This is a genomic window from Kitasatospora sp. Xyl93, from assembly GCF_055383135.1.
Genome location: NZ_AP029185.1, coordinates 4967867 through 4986219, shown reverse-complemented (window position 1 = coordinate 4986219; position 18353 = coordinate 4967867). Strand labels below are relative to the sequence as shown.

At 74.5% G+C, this 18353-nt stretch carries 22 protein-coding genes; 9 read left to right on the top strand and 13 right to left on the bottom strand.

Annotated elements, in window-relative coordinates; all coding sequences use genetic code 11:
* Positions 1–34 precede the first annotated feature (34 nt).
* The 4 genes from ACZ5GH_RS22330 to sigE form a co-directional block, all read right to left on the bottom strand.
* Complete coding sequence (locus tag ACZ5GH_RS22330) at positions 35–703, bottom strand: hypothetical protein (protein ID WP_387749907.1); 669 nt, start codon at positions 701–703, stop codon at positions 35–37.
* Between the two features lie 232 nt (positions 704–935).
* A complete protein-coding gene (locus tag ACZ5GH_RS22325; protein ID WP_387749904.1) occupies positions 936–1370 on the bottom strand; it encodes a sec-independent translocase in 435 nt (144 codons plus the stop codon).
* A 158-nt stretch (positions 1371–1528) separates the two neighbouring features.
* Complete coding sequence (locus ACZ5GH_RS22320; protein ID WP_387749901.1) at positions 1529–2539, bottom strand: zf-HC2 domain-containing protein; 1011 nt, start codon at positions 2537–2539, stop codon at positions 1529–1531.
* Entirely contained in the window at positions 2536–3267 is a 732-nt protein-coding gene (sigE, locus tag ACZ5GH_RS22315) for an RNA polymerase sigma factor SigE (protein ID WP_387750584.1), read from the bottom strand. The genes ACZ5GH_RS22320 and sigE overlap by 4 nt, the downstream gene beginning before the upstream one ends.
* A 288-nt stretch (positions 3268–3555) precedes the next feature.
* On the opposite strand from sigE, the gene ACZ5GH_RS22310 reads away from it, so the two are divergent.
* Positions 3556–4188 (top strand): O-methyltransferase, encoded by a 633-nt coding sequence (locus ACZ5GH_RS22310; protein WP_045700929.1) that lies wholly within the window; start codon positions 3556–3558, stop codon positions 4186–4188.
* 133 nt (positions 4189–4321) lie between these two features.
* On the opposite strand, the gene ACZ5GH_RS22305 is transcribed toward ACZ5GH_RS22310, so the two are convergent.
* Entirely contained in the window at positions 4322–4489 is a 168-nt protein-coding gene (locus ACZ5GH_RS22305) for a DUF3117 domain-containing protein (RefSeq protein WP_014137929.1), read from the bottom strand.
* 297 nt (positions 4490–4786) lie between these two features.
* On the opposite strand from ACZ5GH_RS22305, the gene ACZ5GH_RS22300 reads away from it, so the two are divergent.
* On the top strand, positions 4787–5587 hold the full coding sequence (locus tag ACZ5GH_RS22300) for an enoyl-CoA hydratase-related protein (RefSeq protein WP_387749898.1): 801 nt from the start codon (positions 4787–4789) through the stop codon (positions 5585–5587).
* A 41-nt stretch (positions 5588–5628) separates the two neighbouring features.
* On the opposite strand, the gene ACZ5GH_RS22295 is transcribed toward ACZ5GH_RS22300, so the two are convergent.
* Positions 5629–6219, bottom strand: a complete 591-nt coding sequence (locus ACZ5GH_RS22295) for a DNA-3-methyladenine glycosylase I (RefSeq protein ID WP_387749895.1) — start codon at positions 6217–6219, stop codon at positions 5629–5631.
* Positions 6216–6650 carry a DivIVA domain-containing protein gene (locus ACZ5GH_RS22290; RefSeq protein WP_387749892.1) on the bottom strand — a complete coding sequence of 145 codons (435 nt, stop codon included), beginning with the start codon at positions 6648–6650 and terminating at the stop codon, positions 6216–6218. The genes ACZ5GH_RS22295 and ACZ5GH_RS22290 overlap by 4 nt, the downstream gene beginning before the upstream one ends.
* Before the next feature lie 181 nt (positions 6651–6831).
* On the opposite strand from ACZ5GH_RS22290, the gene folP reads away from it, so the two are divergent.
* Positions 6832–7644 (top strand): dihydropteroate synthase, encoded by an 813-nt coding sequence (gene folP, locus ACZ5GH_RS22285; protein WP_387750581.1) that lies wholly within the window; start codon positions 6832–6834, stop codon positions 7642–7644.
* 13 nt (positions 7645–7657) lie between these two features.
* Here the strand turns inward: folP and ACZ5GH_RS22280 are convergent, their stop codons facing one another.
* Together ACZ5GH_RS22280 and dapE are read right to left on the bottom strand one after the other, a co-directional pair.
* On the bottom strand, positions 7658–8467 hold the full coding sequence (locus ACZ5GH_RS22280; RefSeq protein ID WP_387749889.1) for an LOG family protein: 810 nt from the start codon (positions 8465–8467) through the stop codon (positions 7658–7660).
* 111 nt (positions 8468–8578) lie between these two features.
* Positions 8579–9655 carry a succinyl-diaminopimelate desuccinylase gene (gene dapE / locus ACZ5GH_RS22275; RefSeq protein ID WP_387749886.1) on the bottom strand — a complete coding sequence of 359 codons (1077 nt, stop codon included), beginning with the start codon at positions 9653–9655 and terminating at the stop codon, positions 8579–8581.
* A 258-nt stretch (positions 9656–9913) separates the two neighbouring features.
* Between dapE and ACZ5GH_RS22270 the strand changes: the two genes are divergently transcribed.
* A complete protein-coding gene (locus ACZ5GH_RS22270; protein ID WP_464336852.1) occupies positions 9914–10897 on the top strand; it encodes a hypothetical protein in 984 nt (327 codons plus the stop codon).
* 304 nt (positions 10898–11201) lie between these two features.
* On the top strand, positions 11202–12008 hold the full coding sequence (locus tag ACZ5GH_RS22265) for a hypothetical protein (protein WP_387749880.1): 807 nt from the start codon (positions 11202–11204) through the stop codon (positions 12006–12008).
* An 80-nt stretch (positions 12009–12088) separates the two neighbouring features.
* On the opposite strand, the gene dapC is transcribed toward ACZ5GH_RS22265, so the two are convergent.
* Together dapC and fdxA are read right to left on the bottom strand one after the other, a co-directional pair.
* Positions 12089–13237 (bottom strand): succinyldiaminopimelate transaminase, encoded by a 1149-nt coding sequence (gene dapC / locus ACZ5GH_RS22260; RefSeq protein ID WP_464335103.1) that lies wholly within the window; start codon positions 13235–13237, stop codon positions 12089–12091.
* A 20-nt stretch (positions 13238–13257) separates the two neighbouring features.
* Positions 13258–13584 (bottom strand): ferredoxin, encoded by a 327-nt coding sequence (gene fdxA, locus ACZ5GH_RS22255; RefSeq protein WP_030061559.1) that lies wholly within the window; start codon positions 13582–13584, stop codon positions 13258–13260.
* A gap of 130 nt (positions 13585–13714) precedes the next feature.
* Between fdxA and ACZ5GH_RS22250 the strand changes: the two genes are divergently transcribed.
* Positions 13715–14728: a GNAT family N-acetyltransferase gene (locus tag ACZ5GH_RS22250; RefSeq protein ID WP_464335102.1), complete on the top strand. Its 1014-nt coding sequence runs from the start codon at positions 13715–13717 to the stop codon at positions 14726–14728.
* A 25-nt stretch (positions 14729–14753) separates the two neighbouring features.
* A complete protein-coding gene (locus ACZ5GH_RS22245; RefSeq protein ID WP_464335101.1) occupies positions 14754–15662 on the top strand; it encodes a transglutaminase family protein in 909 nt (302 codons plus the stop codon).
* Positions 15663–15698: 36 nt separating this feature from the next.
* Here the strand turns inward: ACZ5GH_RS22245 and ACZ5GH_RS22240 are convergent, their stop codons facing one another.
* A complete protein-coding gene (locus tag ACZ5GH_RS22240; protein ID WP_387749869.1) occupies positions 15699–16328 on the bottom strand; it encodes a response regulator in 630 nt (209 codons plus the stop codon).
* A 69-nt stretch (positions 16329–16397) separates the two neighbouring features.
* Between ACZ5GH_RS22240 and ACZ5GH_RS22235 the strand changes: the two genes are divergently transcribed.
* Both ACZ5GH_RS22235 and ACZ5GH_RS22230 read left to right on the top strand, forming a co-directional pair.
* Positions 16398–17342 (top strand): MerR family transcriptional regulator, encoded by a 945-nt coding sequence (locus tag ACZ5GH_RS22235; protein WP_387749866.1) that lies wholly within the window; start codon positions 16398–16400, stop codon positions 17340–17342.
* Complete coding sequence (locus tag ACZ5GH_RS22230; RefSeq protein WP_464335100.1) at positions 17336–17872, top strand: GNAT family N-acetyltransferase; 537 nt, start codon at positions 17336–17338, stop codon at positions 17870–17872. The genes ACZ5GH_RS22235 and ACZ5GH_RS22230 overlap by 7 nt, the downstream gene beginning before the upstream one ends.
* A gap of 87 nt (positions 17873–17959) precedes the next feature.
* Here the strand turns inward: ACZ5GH_RS22230 and ACZ5GH_RS22225 are convergent, their stop codons facing one another.
* Positions 17960–18313: a hypothetical protein gene (locus ACZ5GH_RS22225; RefSeq protein WP_387749860.1), complete on the bottom strand. Its 354-nt coding sequence runs from the start codon at positions 18311–18313 to the stop codon at positions 17960–17962.
* Positions 18314–18353: the final 40 nt, after the last annotated feature.

Sequence of the window (18353 nt, the reverse complement as noted above, 5' to 3'; positions counted from 1 at the left end):
GACCAACCCGGCCCCGCGTCGTACCGCCGCGGCCCTACGGCCGGGTGTAGGCGGCCAGGTCCGGGACGGTGGAGAAGCCGATGCCGTAGGCGCTGACGCCGCGGCCGTAGGCGCCGAGCAGGACGCCGGGGGCCTCGCCGGCCAGCACCCAGCCGTACTCGGACTCGCGGTAGCGGAAGGGCTGCGGCAGGCCGTTGACCGGCAGGCTGAGGGTGGACCAGCCGGGGCCGGCCAGGTCGTCGGCGAGGTCCCAGGCGAGGCTGCTCTGCTGGTCCAGCCAGTCCTGGCGCAGCGACCGGTCCAGCTGACCGGGCCAGGTCCCGGCGAGCAGGCCGGAGCCGGCCAGCCAGGCGGCGGAGGACGCGGAGGTCGCCTCCAGGGTGCCGGTGTTGTCGGCGCTGCGGCGGCTGTCCCGGCGGGCCACGGTGACCACGACGGCGAACTTCCGCACGTCGCGCGGCTCGTACCGCTGGGCCGGCTCCTCGCCGTGGCCGAGCGAGCCGTAGTCGACGCTGCCCGCGGTGCGCGGGCCGGCGCCGGCCTGCACCAGGAAGCGACGGCCGGTCCAGCCCTCGTCCAGCCCGTACCAGGGGAAGTCGGCGGACAGGTAGGGCACCAGCGGGTCCGCCGGGCCGGCCTGTCCGCCGACCACCGGGCCGCCGGCCGTGGCCGTCGCCCCTCCCGCCTGACTCGTCGCGTCCATCCCCGGGCCTCCTCAAACACGCGTTTGCCTGCCGTGGCGCGCTCCCATGGTGGCGTACCGCGGCGCTCCCCGGGGCCGTTCCCGGTCCGCGACGGGCGCGGAGTGACGGACGGCTCAGCGGGAGCAATCAGCACAATAGCGGCGCACACGCCACCGCCCCGCTCAGCCGGGTGGCCGGGCGGGGCGGTGGCGCGGCGCCGGGGCGCCGAACGCGGTACGGATCGGACGCGGATCAGGTGGCGTCGGGGTCGAACGGGGGCCGCTCGCCGGGTGCCAGCGGGGCGCCGGTGGAGGCGGGGGCGGAGTCGGACTTCTCGAAGCTGACGCTGCCGCTGCGGCCGTTGACCGGTGCCGCCGGCTTGTCGTCCAGGACGGAGCGGATGTCCAGCGAGTCCTTCATCTCCTTGAGGCCCAGCGGGTCGTCCTGGCCGCCCATCAGCTGCTTGCGGACGAAGGTCTTGGGGTTGAGGTCCTCGAACTCGAAGTCCTGGAACTCGGGGCCCAGCTCGCTGCGGATGTCCTCCTTCGCGTTGTCGGCGAAGGAGCGGATCTTCTTGATGAAGCCCATGGTGTCCTGGATCAGCTTCGGCAGCTTGTCCGGACCGAAGATGATGATCGCCATGATCACGAGGGTCAGGAGCTCCAGCCCACCTACGTCGCTGAACACCTTTGCTCCCTAGCTCGTCGGACGACGGTTCCTACAGGGTAATGGCCACCGGCGAGTCCCTGGTCCACGCTGGGATGAAGCCGTGGTAAAGACCTGCCGGTGGCCGGAACCGTCCGGAGGGAGGCTGGTCCGCGCGTCCCGGGCCGTCGGGGGCGGCTCTAGCGGATCTGCTGGCGCAGCGCGGCGACGCCCCCGGGGAAGCGCTCCGGGGAGCCCGACGGGGCCGCTTCGCGGGTCGCGGCGACCGGGCGGCCCGGGAAGTCCACCGGGACCTGGGCGTTCATCGGGACGAGGCCGCCGCCGCCCCGGCCGGTGCCGGGACCGGGCGGGCTGACGGTGGTGCCGTGGCGCTCCTCGCCCTGGGTGCTGAACCCGCCGACACCGCCGAGCGTGACCGCGGCGACGGAGAAGGCGCCCGCGGCGGCGAACACCAGTCGGCGCCCGCGCGGGGCGGGGCGCAGGGCGGCCGCGGAGGGCTGCGGACGGGCCGGGACGGCGGGCTCCGGGCGGGCGGTGCGCCGGCCCATCAGCGGCCGCAGCACGGCGCCGCGCCCGAGGGCGCGCGGGTCGACCCCGGGCAGCGGGGCGTCGGCGCCGAGCGCGCCCGCGCCGAAGGAGGCGCCGGCGCCGCGGCCGAAGGAGCCGCCGTCGAGCCGGCTGCCGCCGAGCGTGCCGGCGGCCGCGACCCCGCCGCCGGGCAGGTCGTCGTCGTCATCGCGGCGCCCGCGCCCGGCCGGCCAGTCGCGGCCCGCGGGGGCGTCGTCGGGGAGGTTGCCGACGGCCATCAGCCGGGCCATCAGCGCGGCGGACGGGCCGGGGGTACCGGTGCCGGTCAGCAGGTGCTTGACGGCGCGGCCCTCGTCGGCCTCGGCGAGGCACTGCGGACAGGTCGCCAGGTGCGCCTGGACCCGGTCGCGCGAGTCGTGGCCGAGTTCGCCGTCCAGGAAGGCGGAGAGGCGCTCGCCGAGGTGGTGCTCCTCGGCGGCGGGTGCGGCGGGGCGGACGGGAAGCGCGTGGAGCGCCGTGTCCGCGGGCAGTGCCACCGCGGGCAGCACGGGCTCACCGGGTTCGTCGCTGCCGCGCCGGCCCGGCAGGGCCCAGCCCCGTCGGCTCGGAGGCCGGTCGGACGCGTCCGACCGGTCCGAGCCGGACCGGCTGGTTCCGCTCACGGTCGCCTCCGTCCGCGCCCACCGGGCGCGACCGCGGCCTCGACCGCGCCGACGCCCACCGGCACCGGCTCCTCCGAGCCGCCGCGGCGCTCACGGCCGGGGGCCGAGCCGGGGGCGCGGTGCTTGAGCGCGGCGCGCAGGTGCGAGCGGCCGCGGTGGATGCGGCTGCGGACGGTGCCGAGCTTGACGCCCAGCGTGGCGGCGATCTCCTCGTAGGACAGGCCCTCGATGTCGCAGAGCACCACGGCGGCGCGGAACTCCGGCGCGAGGGTGTCCAGGGCCTGCTGCACGTCGGCGTCGAAGTGGGTGTCGCTGAAGTGCTGGGCCGGGCTGGGCTCGCGGGAGGCGAGCCGCTCGGCCGCGTCCTCGCCGAGCGCGTCGAAGCGGATGCGCTGGCGGCGGCGGACCATGTCCAGGAAGAGGTTGGTGGTGATCCGGTGCAGCCAGCCCTCGAACGTGCCGGGGGTGTAGGTGGACAGCGAGCGGAACACCCGGACGAAGACCTCCTGGGTGAGGTCCTCGGCGTCGTGCTGGTTGCCCGTCAGGCGGTAGGCGAGCCGGTAGACCCGGGCGCTGTGCGCCTCGACGATCTCCTCCCAGGTGGGCGGAGTCCAGGTCTGCGCGTCGGGACCCTCGGTGAAGGTCGCGAGGGCGGGGGCCTCGGTGGCACCGGCGGCCGGCGTGGCGGCCCCGGGCTGGTCCAGGTCGGAGTGCGCAGGCTGGTTCATCACGGGCTTCGGCGTACGGGCCGACGTGGTGCCGCGGAAGTGCCGCCGCACAGGGACGTCGCCCTCGGCCACACCTCCTCGGTCGGCTCTTCTGCCCAGCAGGGCCACCACCATATCCACCTCACCCGTCAAGCCCGGATAAAAGTGGCCGGGAGGTCTTCCGTACCCGGTCCGACATGACAACGGCCCGCCGCCGTACGCGGTTCCCGGTCGGCCAGTAATCTGTGCCAGGAAATATCGACATCCCTCGGCACCGGGCCGCCGCCCGGGGCTCCGAAAGAGGCAGCCATCAGCGAGTTCGGGCCCGCACGCGCGGCCCTCGCCGACACCTACGTGGGCGAGGACGCCGTGCTGACCTACGCCCGGGCGCAGTCCGCGCGGACCGGGATACGGGCGATCGGGCCGAGCGGCGGGGCCTGCCTGCGCCTGTTGGCGGCCGCGCTGGACGCCAAGGCGGTGGCCGAGATCGGCACCGGCACCGGGGTGTCCGGGGTCTACCTGCTGCGGGGGATGCGGCCGGACGGCGTGCTCACCACGGTGGACTCGGAGCCGGTGCGCCAGCAGCTGGCCCGCGAGGCGTACCAGGCGGCCGGATTCGCGGCCAACCGCTCCCGGTTCATACCGGGCCGGGCGCTGGAGGTGCTGCCCCGGCTCGCCGACGGCCAGTACGACCTGGTGTTCTGCGACGGCGACCCGGCCGAGTCCCGCGAGTACCTGCTGGAGGCGCTGCGGCTGCTGCGGCCCGGCGGGATGGTCTGCTTCGAGGGGGTCTTCCAGGAGGGCCGGCTGGCCGAGCCGGAGCTCCAGGACCCGCAGACCGGAGCGGTCCGGGACCTGGTCCGGGACGTGCGGGAGAGCGACGCCCTGCTGCCGGCGCTGCTGCCGGTGTCGGACGGGCTGCTCTGCGCCGTCAAGCGCTGAACCCGGCGCCCCTCGGGGCCCCGGGCCGCCGGCCCGCGGACCCGGGCCGGGAAAACGTGCGGACCCGGGCCGACATGACGTCGTACCCGGGCCCGGCAGCGCATCTCCAGGAGATGGCGAGCACCTGCTGCGGTCAGCCGCAGGCCTTCTTCAGGGCCTCGCCGAGGGCGTCGGCCTCGTCAGGCGTGAGCTCCACCACAAGGCGTCCGCCGCCTTCGAGCGGAACGCGCATGATGATGCCCCGCCCCTCTTTGGTGACTTCGAGCGGGCCGTCACCCGTCCGCGGCTTCATGGCCGCCATGCTCGTTCCCCTTCCTGCAACCGCTCAGCTACGCACCGGCAGTCCGTCCACCGCCGGTATCGAACGCATTGATCGGAAGCCATTATCCCGCATGCCACGGGCTGATGACCAACATCACTCTCGGTGCAACCACGGCCGGACCGCCCCCAACCGCCGCAATTCACGTGATAAGCCCCGGCGTGGCGGCAGCGCGGACGCCACCGGAAGGTGCGATACCTCACACTCCCCAGCCCCCCGTGTGCTCCGGCATCCTGACACACACGACCGACACCGCCTCGACCCCGGGAGCCCTCACCCATGTCCGATTCCGTGCTGTACGACCTGGACGGCGGCCTCGCCGTCATCACCATCAACCGCCCGGAGGCGATGAACGCCCTCGACGTGGCCACCAAGGTCGCGCTGCGCGACACCGTCGCCGCCGCGGCCGCGGACCCGGCGGTGCGGGCCGTACTGCTGACCGGGGCGGGCGAGCGGGCGTTCTGCGTCGGGCAGGACCTGAACGAGCACCTGGCCATGCTGAAGCGGGCCGAGGAGACCGGCGAGGGCGCGCTGCGGACCGTCGCCGAGCACTACAACCCGCTGGTGCGGGCGCTGGCCGGGATGCGCAAGCCGACCGTCGCCGCGGTCGGCGGGGTGGCGGCCGGCGCCGGCGCCTCGCTCGCCTTCGCCTGCGACTTCCGCGTCCTGTCCGACCGGGCCGGCTTCAACACCGCCTTCGCCGGGATCGGGCTGACCGCCGACTCGGGCGCCTCCTGGACGCTGCCCCGGCTGGTCGGGCACGCCAAGGCGACCGAGCTGCTGATGCTGCCCCGGACGGTGAAGGCCGCCGAGGCGATGGAGCTGGGCCTGGCCACCAAGGTGGTCCCGGCCGAGGAACTCGCCGCCACCGCACGGGTCTTCGCCCGCGAGCTGGCGGAGGGCCCGACCGTCGCCTACGGCGCGATCAAGGAGTCGCTGGCGTACGGCGCCTCCCACTCGCTGGACGAACTCCTCGACAAGGAGGACGAGTTGCAGACCCTGGCGGGCGAGAGCGAGGACCACCGGATCGCGGTGCGCGCCTTCATCGCCAAGGAGAAGCCGAAGTACCTGGGCCGCTAGACCAGTTGACCTGGCATGGCGACCGCCCGGGCCCCGGGCGGTCAGCCCCCGGCGGTGCGGACGTGGCAGTCCGCCAGGTGGTCGTCGACCAGTCCGCAGGCCTGCATCAGGGCGTAGGCGGTGGTCGGGCCGACGAAGCGGAAGCCCGCCTTCTTCAGCGCCTTCGCCAGCGCCGTCGACTCCGGCGTGACGGCCGGCACCTCGCTCAGCGCGCGGGGGGCCGGCCGGCCCGGCTCGGCGGCGAAGCGCCAGATCAGCGCGTCCAGGCCGCCCTCCAGGTCGCGGGCGACCCGGGCGTTGGCGATCGCCGCCTCGATCTTGGCCCGGTTGCGGATGATGCCGGTGTCGGCGAGCAGGCGCTCCCGGTCCGCCTCGCCGAACTCGGCGACCCTGGCGATCTCGAAGCCCGCGAACGCGGCCCGGAAGCCCTCGCGGCGGCGCAGGATGGTCAGCCAGGACAGACCGGACTGGAAGGCCTCCAGGCAGACCCGCTCGAACAGCGCGTCGTCGCCGTGCACCGGCCGGCCCCACTCGGTGTCGTGGTAGACCCGGTAGTCGTCGGTGGAGTCGCCCCAGCCGCAGCGGCGCAGGCCGTCCGCGCCGAGCACCGCGCCCTCGACGGCGTCCGTCACTTCTCCGTCCCCGGCCTGGCGTCCTCCGGGGCCGCGGCCGGCTGGGCGGCGGGCACCGCGGCCGGCTCGACCACCTGGGCGAACTGCTCCAGGCCGGGCAGCGGTTCGGCCGCCGGGTCGGGGGCGCTGGTCGCCTCGACCGCGCCGCGCAGGTGGGCGGCGGCCTCCAGCTCGGCGATCCGCGCGTCCCGGTAGGCGAGTTCGGCGCCGAGGCGGTCCAGGACGTCGTCCACCTCGTCCATCCGGTAGCCGCGCAGCGCCATCGGCAGGCGCAGTTCGTCCACGTCCGCCTTGCCCAGCGGGCGGTCCTGCGGCAGTCGCGCGGAGATCCGGTCCGGTGCCGCCTCCGGCATCGAGCCGCCTCCGCCGAGCGCCACCAGGGCGGCGCCGCCGACCACCACGGCCATGGCGACCACGATCACCCAGAACACGAGCTGTCCTCCCGAACTCCCGGCCGGTCCGCTATGTGGTGGCAGGTAACCACACTGATCATGACAGCATGGTCCCTTAGTGAGGCCGGGGGCCATCATCGCACCCGTAGGAGCTGTGGAGGAGACATCGGTGGCACTGCGCCTGGGACCGCGGGAATTCGCCGACGACGAGCTGGTGATCATGGCGATCGTCAACCGGACGCCGGACTCGTTCTTCGACAAGGGCGCGACCTTCGCCGACGAGGCCGCCTTCGCCGCCGCTGACCGGGCGGTGGCCGAGGGCGCGGCGATCCTGGACATCGGCGGGGTGAAGGCCGGGCCGGGCGACGAGGTCACGGTCGAGGAGGAGCTGCGGCGCACCGTGCCCTTCGTGGCCGAGCTGCGCAGGCGCCACCCCGGGGCGGTGATCAGCGTGGACACCTGGCGGCACGAGGTCGGCGAGGCGGTCTGCGAGGTGGGCGCGGACCTGCTGAACGACGCCTGGGGCGGGGTGGACCCGAAGCTCGCCGAGGTGGCCGCCCGGTACGACGCCGGGCTGGTCTGCACCCACGCGGGCGGCGCCGAGCCCCGTACCCGGCCGCACCGGGTCGGGTACGAGGACGTGATGGCGGACATCCTGCGGGTGACGGTGGGCCTGGCCGAGCGCGCGGTGGAGCTGGGCGTGCGGCGGGACGCGGTCGTGATCGACCCGGGGCACGACTTCGGCAAGAACACCCGGCACTCGCTGGAGGCCACCCGGCGGCTGCCGGAGATGACCGCGACCGGCTTCCCGGTGCTGGTCTCGCTCTCCAACAAGGACTTCGTCGGCGAGACCCTGGACCGGCCGGTGAACGAGCGGCTGCTCGGCACCCTGGCCACCACCGCGGTCTCGGCCTGGCTGGGTGCCCAGGTCTACCGGGTGCACCAGGTCGCGGAGACGCGCCAGGTGCTGGACATGGTCGCCTCGATCCGGGGCACCCGCCCCCCGGCGGTCGCCCGCCGGGGGCTGGCGTGACGAGCGCCCGGCCCTAGATCTCGCCGGCGGGCCGGCGGGCGTCGGCGAGGATCTTCATGACCTCGTCGATCTCGTCGGTGATGTGGAACAGCTCCAGGTCGTGCGGGGCCGCCTTGCCCTGCTCGACCAGGGTGTTCTTCAGCCACTCGTAGAGCCCGCCCCAGTAGGCGCTGCCGTAGAGGATCACCGGGAAGCGGGTGACCTTCTTCGTCTGGACCAGGGTGAGCGCCTCGAACAGCTCGTCCAGCGTGCCGAGGCCGCCGGGCAGGACCACGAAGCCCTGCGCGTACTTCACGAACATCGTCTTGCGGACGAAGAAGTAGCGGAAGTTCAGTCCGAGGTCGACGAACTCGTTGAGGCCCTGTTCGAAGGGCAGCTCGATGCCGAGCCCGACGCTGAGGCCGCCGGCCTCGGAGGCGCCGCGGTTGGCGGCCTCCATCGCGCCCGGGCCGCCGCCGGTGATCACCGCGTAGCCGGCCTCGGCGAGGGCCCGGCCGATGGCCACGCCCGACTGGTACTCGGGTGAGTCGGCCGGGGTCCGGGCGGAGCCGAAGACGCTGATGGCGGGCGGGAGTTCGGCGAGGGCGCCGAAGCCCTCGACGAACTCCGAGGTGATCCGCAGCACCCGCCACGGGTCGGTGTGCAGCCAGTCGGTGGGACCGGTGGTGTCCAGCAGGCGCTGGTCGGTGGTGCTGGTACCGACCTGGTCCCGGCGCACCAGCACCGGGCCCTGCTGCTTCTCGGGCCAGGCCTTCTTCTTCCGCGGCACCCCGACCTGCTCGGGACCGTGACCGTAGTGCTTCTCGTCTCCTGTGCCTGTCATGACGAAACCCTACGCCCGCCCTCCCCCGTTTTCAGGCAACGGGGGAAGGTCGGTTGAGCAACCGGAAGGTGGCGTTCGGCCGTTGATCGGACGATCGGCCCGGTGCCCGGCTCAGCTGCTCAGCCAGGCGCGCAGCCGCTCCTCGACCTCGGCGATGGCGCTCAGCGAGCAGTGCTCCTCGCGCTTGTGCGCCAGGTTCGGGTCGCCGGGGCCGTAGTTGACCGCCGGCACGCCGAGCGCGCTGAACCGGGCGACGTCGGTCCAGCCGAACTTGGCCCGGGCCTGGCCGCCGGTGGCCGCCAGGAAGGCCTGGGCGGCCGGCTGGGCGAGCCCGGGCAGGGCGCCGGCGGCGAAGTCGGTGACGGTCAGCTCGAAGCCGTCGAAGACCTCGCGCACGTGCTTCTCCGCGTCCGCCTCGCTGCGGTCCGGCGCGTAGCGGAAGTTGACGGTGACGACGCACTCGTCCGGGATCACGTTGCCGGCCACGCCGCCGTCGATCCGGACCGCGTTCAGGCCCTCGCGGTACTCCAGGCCGTCGATCTCCACCCGGCGCGGCCGGTAGTCCGCGAGCCGGGTGAGCACCTCGGCGGCGTGGTGGATGGCGTTGTCGCCGAGCCAGCTGCGGGCCGAGTGGGCGCGCACGCCGGTGAGCCGCACCTGCGCCCGCAGGGTGCCCTGGCAGCCGCCCTCGACCATGCCGCCGCTGGGCTCCATCAGCACCGCGAAGTCGCCGGCCAGCCACTCCGGGCGGTCCTTGGCGAGGTGGCCCAGGCCGTTGCGGTGGGCCTCCACCTCCTCGCAGTCGTAGAACACGAAGGTGAGGTCGCGGTTGGGCTCCGGGAGCGTGGCGGCGAGGCGCAGTTGCACGGCGACGCCGGACTTCATGTCCGAGGTGCCGCAGCCGTAGAGCAGGTCGCCCTCGACGTACGAGGGGAGGTTGTCGGCGATCGGCACGGTGTCCAGGTGGCCGGCCAGGACGACGCGCTCGGACCGGCCCAGGTTCGTCCGGGCGACCACGTTGTTGCCGTGGCGGTCCACGGTGAGGTGCGGGTAGCCGCGCAGCGCGGCCTCGACGGCGTCGGCGAGCGCCTGCTCGTCGCCGCTCACCGAGGGGAAGTCGACGAGCCGGGCGGTCAGCGTCCCGCCGTCGAGAGTGAGGTCCAGGGGCGTCGGGTTCGGGCTGCTCATGGGGCCAGCCTAGTGCGCGGCCGGGTCCCTCCGGCGGCTCCGCCCGGTGACACGGACCGGACCGCCGACCGGGGCGCGGGAAGGCGCGCGGACGGACATCGGCAACCGGGGGGCGCCGCACATCCGTCCGAGTGGGTACGGTGTCGCATTCAGGGAGCAGGCGCGAGAGGGGCGACGGTGGCCAGGAGAAGGAGCAGCGAGGAGTTGGGCGACGAAGAGGAGCCCACTCACCGCCGCGGGCCGCTGCGCGCCCTGCTGATGGTGATCGTCGGGCTGCTCGGCCTGGCCCTGGTCGCCGGTCTGGCCGTGGTAGGGATCTGGTGGTTCGGCTTCAAGCCGGGCGCGTCCGAGGAGTGCTCGGTGAAGACCGCCGCCGGCAACGGCACGCTGGAGCTGCCGCAGGCCGCCAACGCCGCGACGATCGCCGCCGTGGCGCGCTCGCGCGGGCTGCCGGACCGGGCGACCACGATCTCGCTGGCGACCGCCATGCAGGAGTCCAAGCTGCGCAACCTGGCCGGCGGCGACCGGGACTCGATCGGCCTCTTCCAGCAGCGGCCGTCGATGGGCTGGGGCACCCCGGCGCAGATCTCGGACCCGGTGTACGCGACCAACAAGTTCCTGGACGGCCTGGTCAAGGTCCCCGGCTACACCCGGATGCCGCTGACCGACGCCGCGCAGACGGTGCAGAAGAGCGGCTACCCGCAGGCCTACGCCAAGCACGAGACCAAGGCGACGCTGCTCACCACGGCGCTGGCCGGCCGGGAGCCCGCCTCGTTCACCTGCGTGGTGCACGACTACGCCAAGCCGGACCCGGCGGACTCCGCCTCCGCCTCCGCCGCCCCGGGCGCCACCGCGACCCCGGCCGCGGCGCCGGACCGGGCCCAGGTGCTGTCCGACCGGGTACGCCGGGAGTTCGGCCGCACGGTGACCCCGGCGACCGGCTACGCCTCGACCATCAAGGGCGCCGAGAACGCCGTCTCGCTGACCCCGGACCCGGCCACCGCCGCGCTGACCTCCTCCTCGGAGGCGGGGGCGGACGGCGGGGTGGGCGCCGAGCGGGCGAGCGGCTGGGAGGTCGCCCACTGGGCCGTCGCCCAGGCCCAGCAGCTGGGCATCGCGACGGTCGCCTACGACGGGAAGATCTGGCGCAAGTCCAAGTCCGAGGACGGCTGGCAGACCCAGACCTCGGGGACCTCGACCAAGCTCGTCCAGGTCACTCTGGCCCCGGCCGACAAGAGCTGACGCACTGGTGTTCGGGTTGCCGCCGATCGGGTGATTCCGGTCAACCTCGGTGGACCGGCCCCCCGTTCCGGCGAACCGGGGTGGAGAACCGTCACTCCCCTTGGCCGGGGCCGGTTCGACGGCGTCCGACCGGGCCCGGCGGGCGACCCTGCTGCGGTCGTACGATCCGATGGTCGGTCAGGAAGCTTCCTTGCACCGGCCGAAACCTTCTGGCTTCTCAAGCGGTAACAACGTCGTCCGCCCGGTCGTCCACTCCCGGTCCCCAGGGCGGACGGGACTGACCCAGACCCCTTCGAGGAGCCCCATGTCTCACCCCCTCACGCGCCGGATCGCCCAGGCCGCGCTCATCGTGGCCGCCGGAGCGACCCCGCTGGTCGCGGCCGGTTCCGCGTCCGCCCTGGGCGGGGACGCCCTGCTGCCCAAGAGCGACCTCGCGGCACCGCTGGGCCAGCTGACCAACAACGACACCGGTTCCACCCTCCAGCACACCACCCACCAGCTCGGCCAGGCCGCCGGCACCACCGGCGCGGCCACCGTCGCCGCGGGCGTACCGGCCTCCGCCGACGCCGCGGGCAACATCGTCGCCCAGCAGCTTCCCGAGGCGAACGAGAAGGCCGGCTCACTGACCGCTCCGGTCGACCAGACCGCCGCGACCGCGGGCCAGCTCTCCTCGGTCACCCCGAAGGTCGCCTCGGCCCTGGCCGGCAAGCTCGGCGAGGCCGTCACCGGCAAGAGCGCGGACACCCGCAGTGCCACCGCCGACACCGGCCCGCTCGGCGGGCTCACCCAGACCGGCTCGGTCACCCAGGCCGTGCCGGGCGCCGAGACGCTCACCGGCGCCGTCCCCGGCGGCACCGCCGTCGCCGACGCCCTGCCGGTGGGCGCGGTGCAGCGGGCGCTGCCGCTCGGCTCGGTCGAGCGCGCCCTGCCGGCCGACCTGCCCGCCACCGACGTGCTCGGCCTGGCCGAGCACGGGTCGGCCAACCGCCTCGGCGGTGCCGACCTCGGCTCGAACAGCCCGCTGTCCGGCCTCACCGGCGCGCTCGGCCCGCTCGGCGGCCTGCTGGGCGGCCTCAACGGCGGCAACCTCGGCGGCGGCCTGCCGCTGTAACCCCCGCCTCCCCGGAGAAGCCCGAAGGGGGCCGGTGTCCGTGACACCGGCCCCCTTCGCCGTACGATCCCCGGGTACGGTCAGCGCGCCGCGCCCAGCCGCTCCACGGCCGCGGCGACCCGCTCGTCGGTCGCCGTGAACGCGACCCGCACGAAGCGGTCGCCGGCCGGCCCGTAGAAGTCGCCCGGCGCCACCAGGATGCCCAGGTCGGCCAGTTCGGCCACGGTCTCCCAGCACGGACGGTCCTGCGTCGCCCACAGGTAGAGGCTGGCCTCGGAGTGCTCGATCCGGAAGCCGTACGCCTCCAGCGCCGCCCGCAGCGCCGAGCGCCGGGCCGCGTACCGCTCGCGCTGCTCGGTCACGTGCGCGTCGTCCGCGAGCGCGGCGACCGTGGCCGCCTGCACCGGCGCCGGCACGATCATGCCGCCGTGCTTGCGCACCTCCAGCAGCTCCCCGACCACCACCGGATCGCCCGCCACGAAGGAGGCGCGGTAGCCGGCCAGGTTGGAGCGCTTGGAGAGCGAGTGGACGGCCAGCAGGCCCTCGTGGCCGTCGCCGCAGACCTCCGGGGCCAGGACCGACACCGGATCGGCCTCCCAGCCGAGCTCCAGGTAGCACTCGTCGCTGACCAGCAGCGCCCGGTGCTCCCGGGCCCACTCGACGGCGCGGCGCAGCTCGTCCGCGCCCAGCACCCGGCCGGTCGGGTTGGACGGCGAGTTCACCCAGAGCAGGCGCACCCGGGAACCGTCCAGCTCGTCCACCGAGTCGTACTCGACCGGCTCCGCGCCGCACAGCCGGGCGCCCACCTCGTAGGTCGGGTAGGCCAGCCGCGGGTAGGCGACCTGGTCGCCGGGGCCGAGGCCGAGCTGGGTCGGCAGCCAGGCCACCAGCTCCTTGGAGCCGACGGTCGGCAGCACGGCCTGCGGGCCGATCCGCGCGCCGAGCCGGCGGTGCAGCCAGCCGGCGATCGCCTCGCGCAGCTCCAGCGGGCCCCAGACGGTCGGGTAGCCCGGGGTGTCGGTGTGCGCGGCCAGCGCCTTCTGGACCACCTCGGGGACCGGGTCCACCGGGGTGCCGACGGAGAAGTCGCAGAGCCCGCCCGAATGGGCCAGGGCGGTCCTCTTGTACGGCTCCAGCTTGTCCCAGGGGAAGACCGGGAGCTTGTCCGAAACGCGGCGCGCCGCCCCCGGGTGGCCCGGGAACGGCGCGCGCGTGCTGTTGGTGCTCACAGCTGAATTGCCACCGATCGTCAGTGGTCGGCGTTCTGCGGCGGCAGAGCGGCGATGAACGGGTGGTCACGCTCGATCAGGCCGAGCTTCGAGGCACCACCGGGCGAACCCAGGTCGTCGAAGAACTCGACGTTCGCCTTGTAGTAGTCCTTCCACTCCTCCGGAGTGTCGTCCTCGTAGAAGATCGCCTCGACCGGGCAGACCGGCTCGCACGCGCCACAGTCGACACACTCATCCGGGTGGATGTAGAGCGATCGCTCGCCCTCGTAGATGCAGTCAACCGGGCACTCTTCGATGCACGCCTTGTCCTTCACGTCGACACAAGGCTGCGCGATGACGTAGGTCACGCTGTCGTTCCTCCTCGGAAGGGCCTGGTGGCCCGTTCTGTTCTGCTGCCGTGCGCGGTGAGCGCGGCGTCGTCGATGCCCGCCCCTAGTATCGCGGGTCGGGGACCGCAAATGCACAGGAGGTGGCCAGATGGCGACGGACAACCCGGTCGGCGACCGTCCGGAGGTCCGGATAGATCGCTCTGACGTGGGACGACGCGTGTCCGTCCGGCGCCTTACGGAGTTCGTGGACGACCGGCCGGTGTTCCGTGATTCGATCGGCGTGCTCACATCGTGGGACGATCACGGCCTGACGGTCGCCCCGCGCTCCGGCGATCCGGTGTTCCTGCCGGAGAGGCTGCTGATGGCGGGCAAGGTCGTGCCGCCCTTCCCGGCCCGGCGGGCGCCCCTGCCGGCCACCACGCCGGTCGAGCTGCAGCGGATCGCGGGTCGCGGCTGGCCCGCCGTCGAGCAGGAGCGGCTCGGCGAGTGGACGCTGCGCGCGGCGGCCGGGTTCACCCGGCGGGCCAACTCCGTCCAGGCCCTCGGCGACCCCGGACTGCCGTTGCCTCAGGCGCTGGCCGAGGTCCGCGCCTGGTACGCGGCGCGCGGGCTGCCCGCGTACGTCGAGGTGGTCTCCCCCGGCTCGCCGCAGACGCTGGTCGCCGAGCTCGACCGGCTCGGGGCCGGGTACGCGCCCACCCTGGTCCTCACCGCCCCGCTGGCCGGGCTCGCCCGGGCCGGCGCCGGGCTCGACCGGGTGCGGCTGGCGCGCACCGCGGACGACCGGTGGCTGTCGGTGTACCGGCGGGTGAGCGGCGACCCGGCGGTGGAGGAGGCGGCCCGGCGGGTGCTGCACGGCGGCCCCTCGGTCTGGTTCGCCACCGTACCGGGCGCCCCCGGGCAGCCGCCGGCGGCGATCGGACGCTGCGTCATCGAGGGTGACTGGGCCTGCTTCGGCGCGATCGAGGTCCAGCCGTACGCCCGGCGGGCCGGGCTGGCCACGGCGGTCATGGCGGTGCTCGCCTCGCGCGCGGCCGAGGAGGGGGCGAGCGGCGGCTACCTCCAGGTCGAGGCGGAGAACGCGGGGGCGATCGCGCTCTATGACGGGCTCGGGTTCACGACCAGTCACACTTACCACTACGCCCTGCTTCCCCAGGGGTAGCCGCCAGGCCGTACCGTCCGCCGTCTTGTCCGTCCGCCGTACGAAAGCCGTCGCCGTCACCGTGACCGAGCAGAGCAGAGACCGCTTCCGGACCGCCGCCCGCTCCGAGCAGCCCGACCCGGTGCTGCTGTGCGTGCTCGCCGCCGCCGAGCACGGCATGGTGCCCGACCCCGGCGACCCCGGCGAGCCGCCCGGCGTGGACGCGCTGCTCGCCGCCTGCGAGGCCGCGCTGGAACGGCACGCGGCGGCGGTCCGCCGGGCGGTCGCCGAGCGGGCGCCCACCGGGCCGGAGGAGACCGCCGCCCTGCTCGCCGCGGTCCTCGGCGGGCGGGAGCGCTTCCACGGTCGGCAGTCGGACTACCGGCGGCTGGAGTCCTCGCTGCTGCCCGAGGTGCTGCGGCGGCGGCGCGGACTGCCGATCACCCTCTCCCTGGTGTGGATGGCGGTCGGCCGGCGGGCCGGGCTGGCCGTCCACGGCATCGCGCTGCCCGGCCACTTCATCGTCGCGGTCAGTGGCCCGGCGGGCGGCGAGGAGTACGTCCTGGCCGACCCGTTCCACGGTGGGCGGCTGCTCGACCAGGAGGACGTCGAGCGGCTGGTCGCCGCCGCCGGGGAGGAGTTCACCCCCACCCTGCTCACCCCGGCCCAGCCGCTGGAGATCGTGCTGCGGGTGCTCGGCAACATTCGGGTCTGGGCCGCCGACCGCCCCGAGCACGCCCGCACCCAGCTCTGGGCCACCGAACTCGCCCTGCTGCTGCCCCGGCACCCCGCCCAGCTGCGCCTGGAGCGGGCCGAACTCCTCGTCCGCACCGGGGACTTCCTCGGCGGCTCGGCGGAGATGGACGCCTACGCGCAGATCCTGGACGCCTTCGACCCGGACACCGCCGCCAAGGTCCGGCAGGAGGCCCGGGCGGCCCGGCACCGGCTCAACTGAACCCGGCCGCGCCTCCCGGGCCGCCCGGGCCGCCGCCTAGAGCCAGCCCTTCTCGCGGGCGATCCGGACCGCCTCGGTGCGGTTGCGGGCCTCGGTCTTCTGGATCGCCATCGACAGGTAGTTGCGCACCGTCCCCTCGGACAGGTGCAGCCGCCGGGCGATGTCCGCGTTCACCGCGCCGTCGGCGGCCGCGCCCAGCACGTCCCGCTCGCGCGGGGTCAGCGGGTTGGCGCCCTCCGCCAGCGCGGCGGCGGCCAGCACCGGGTCGATCACCCGCTCGCCGCGCAGCACCCGGCGGATCGCCTCCGCCAGCTCGGCGGCCGGCGCGTCCTTCACCAGGAAGGCGTCCGCGCCCGACTCCATCGCCCGGCGCAGGTAGCCGGGCCGGCCGAAGGTCGTCGCGATGACCACCTTCGTCCCGGGCGCCCGGCTCCGCAGCTCGGCGGCCGCCTCGATGCCCGTCATCCCCGGCATCTCGATGTCCAGCACGGCGACCTGCACGTCGTTCGCGAGCACCGCCGCCACCACCTCGTCCCCGCGGCCGACCTGCGCGACGACGTCGATGTCCCCCTCCAGCCCGAGCAGCGCGGCCAGCGCCTCCCGGACCATCCCCTGATCCTCGGCGAGCAGCACGCGGATCGAGGCCCCGTTGTCAGTGTCGTTCATGGCCAAGACACTAGGGCCCGCGCCGACGGGCTTGCGTCTCCGGTAAGGGGAGAGTCCAGAGTGGGCCCCATGGACGGCAGCGACACGCTCTACTCGATCGGCGACCTGGCCCGCCGTACCGGGCTCACCGTCAAGGCCATCCGGTTCTACGCCGACACCGGCCTGGTGCCGCCCACCGACCGCACCGCCGCCGGCTACCGGCGGTACGACGTCCACGCCCTCGCCCGGCTGGACCTCGTCCGCACCCTGCGCGAACTCGGGCTCGACCTGCCCGCGATCCGCCGGGTGCTGGAGCGGGAGGCCCCGCTGCACGAGGTCGCCGCCGCGCACGCCGAGGCGCTGGAGGTGCAGATCCGCACGCTCCGGCTGCGCCGGGCGGTACTGCTCGCCGTCGCCCAACGCGGCTCCACACCCGAGGAGACGAGACTCATGCACAAGCTCGCCAAGCTCTCCGACGCCGAACGCCGGCGTCTGGTCCACGACTTCATCGACGAGGCCTTCGGCGGCCTGGACGCCAACCCGGAGTTCGTCGCCATGATGCGCTCCGCCATGCCCGAACTGCCCGACGAGCCGACGGCCGAGCAGGTCGAGGCCTGGGTCGAGCTGGGCGAACTCGTCCAGGACCCGGACTTCCGGGCGGCGGTGCGTCGGATGGCCGAACAGCAGGCCGCCGAGCGCGCCGACGGGGACCGCACCGGCCTGCACTCCGAGCTCACCGGGACGGTGACCTCCCGGGTCCGGGCCGCGCTGGCGGCCGGCACCGCCCCCGGCTCCCCCGCCGCCGACCCGGTGGTCGACGCCCTCACGGCCGCCTACGCCGAGGTCTTCGGCCGCCCGGACGACGCCGGCCTGCGGCAGTGGCTGTCGGACCGCCTCCGGGTCGCCGACGACCCGAGGGCCGAGCGCTACTGGCAGCTGATGGCGACCGTCAACGGCTGGCCGGTCCAGGAGAGCCTGCGGGACGTATTCGAGTGGTTCGGCGAGGCCCTTCGGGCCAGACTGGCGGAATGCTGACCCTGGAACCGCTGCGCCCCGACCACGCCGAGGCCCTGCTCGACTTCGAGCGCACCAACCGCGCCTTCTTCGCCCGCAGCATCCCGGACCGCGGCGACGACTACTTCGCCCGGTTCGCGGACCGCCACGCCGCCCTCCTCGCCGAACAGGCCGAGGGCGTCTGCCGGTTCCACGTGATCCGCGACGCGGCCGGCGTCCTGGTCGGCCGCGTCAACCTGGTCGACCTCGCCGACGGCGGGGCCGAACTCGGCTACCGCGTCGCGGAATCCGCCACCGGCCGGGGCGTCGCCGGCGCCGCCGTCGCCGAGGTCTGCCGCCTCGCCGCCACCGCCTACGGCCTGCGCTTCCTGACGGCCGTCACCACCGTCGACAACCCCGCCTCCCAGGCGGTCCTCACCCGCAACGGCTTCGAGCTCGGGCGCGAGTTCCTCCTCGGCGACCGCCCCGCGCTCGCCTACCGCCGCGACCTGACCGACCTGGTCGGCCCGGCCGACCCGGCCGACCCGGCCGACCCGGCCGACCCGGGCTGAGGGCACGCCCTCCCTTCCGGAACGACCGCGCACCGTCCGCGAGTACGGGAGCCCGCCGCGCGGGAAGCCGACCGGGCCGGCTTCCCGCTACGGCAGCCAGCGCCTGGCGGCTTCGACGCTGTCGGTGATGCCGGTGTTGAAGGCGAGCGCGGCCCGGGGGGCGTGGCGGCGGACGAGGTTGACGACGAGTTCGAAGAAGGGGAGCGCCGGTTCGGGCTTGCGGATGCCTCCGCCGATGACGACGACGTCCCAGTCCCGGCCGGTGAGGGCCGCCACGACGGCGGGCTCGGCGGTGCCGTCGGGGGCGACCAGCGCGGTGGAGGCGTCGATGCCGTGCTCGGCGAAGCGGACGAGCTCGGCGTCCAGGACGGCCTGCACGGCGTCGCCGTCCATGCCGGGCACGGCGTACGGGTCGAAGCCGATGACGAGAACAGTGGGCATGTCCGGTACGACGCTCGACCCCGCCGCCCGGGTTCCCCGT

What these genes read in the sequence shown, in the direction of transcription:
- ACZ5GH_RS22330 (WP_387749907.1), bottom strand. Translation starts at nt 703, where the DNA reads ATGGACGCGACGAGTCAGGCGGGAGGGGCGACGGCCACGGCCGGCGGC.
- sigE (WP_387750584.1), bottom strand. Translation starts at nt 3,267, where the DNA reads ATGAACCAGCCTGCGCACTCCGACCTGGACCAGCCCGGGGCCGCCACG.
- ACZ5GH_RS22305 (WP_014137929.1), bottom strand. Translation starts at nt 4,489, where the DNA reads ATGGCGGCCATGAAGCCGCGGACGGGTGACGGCCCGCTCGAAGTCACC.
- ACZ5GH_RS22300 (WP_387749898.1), top strand. Translation starts at nt 4,787, where the DNA reads ATGTCCGATTCCGTGCTGTACGACCTGGACGGCGGCCTCGCCGTCATC.
- folP (WP_387750581.1), top strand. Translation starts at nt 6,832, where the DNA reads ATGGCGATCGTCAACCGGACGCCGGACTCGTTCTTCGACAAGGGCGCG.
- ACZ5GH_RS22280 (WP_387749889.1), bottom strand. Translation starts at nt 8,467, where the DNA reads ATGACAGGCACAGGAGACGAGAAGCACTACGGTCACGGTCCCGAGCAG.
- dapE (WP_387749886.1), bottom strand. Translation starts at nt 9,655, where the DNA reads ATGAGCAGCCCGAACCCGACGCCCCTGGACCTCACTCTCGACGGCGGG.
- ACZ5GH_RS22270 (WP_464336852.1), top strand. Translation starts at nt 9,914, where the DNA reads ATGGTGATCGTCGGGCTGCTCGGCCTGGCCCTGGTCGCCGGTCTGGCC.
- ACZ5GH_RS22265 (WP_387749880.1), top strand. Translation starts at nt 11,202, where the DNA reads ATGTCTCACCCCCTCACGCGCCGGATCGCCCAGGCCGCGCTCATCGTG.
- ACZ5GH_RS22250 (WP_464335102.1), top strand. Translation starts at nt 13,715, where the DNA reads ATGGCGACGGACAACCCGGTCGGCGACCGTCCGGAGGTCCGGATAGAT.
- ACZ5GH_RS22240 (WP_387749869.1), bottom strand. Translation starts at nt 16,328, where the DNA reads ATGAACGACACTGACAACGGGGCCTCGATCCGCGTGCTGCTCGCCGAG.
- ACZ5GH_RS22235 (WP_387749866.1), top strand. Translation starts at nt 16,398, where the DNA reads ATGGACGGCAGCGACACGCTCTACTCGATCGGCGACCTGGCCCGCCGT.
- ACZ5GH_RS22230 (WP_464335100.1), top strand. Translation starts at nt 17,336, where the DNA reads ATGCTGACCCTGGAACCGCTGCGCCCCGACCACGCCGAGGCCCTGCTC.
- ACZ5GH_RS22225 (WP_387749860.1), bottom strand. Translation starts at nt 18,313, where the DNA reads ATGCCCACTGTTCTCGTCATCGGCTTCGACCCGTACGCCGTGCCCGGC.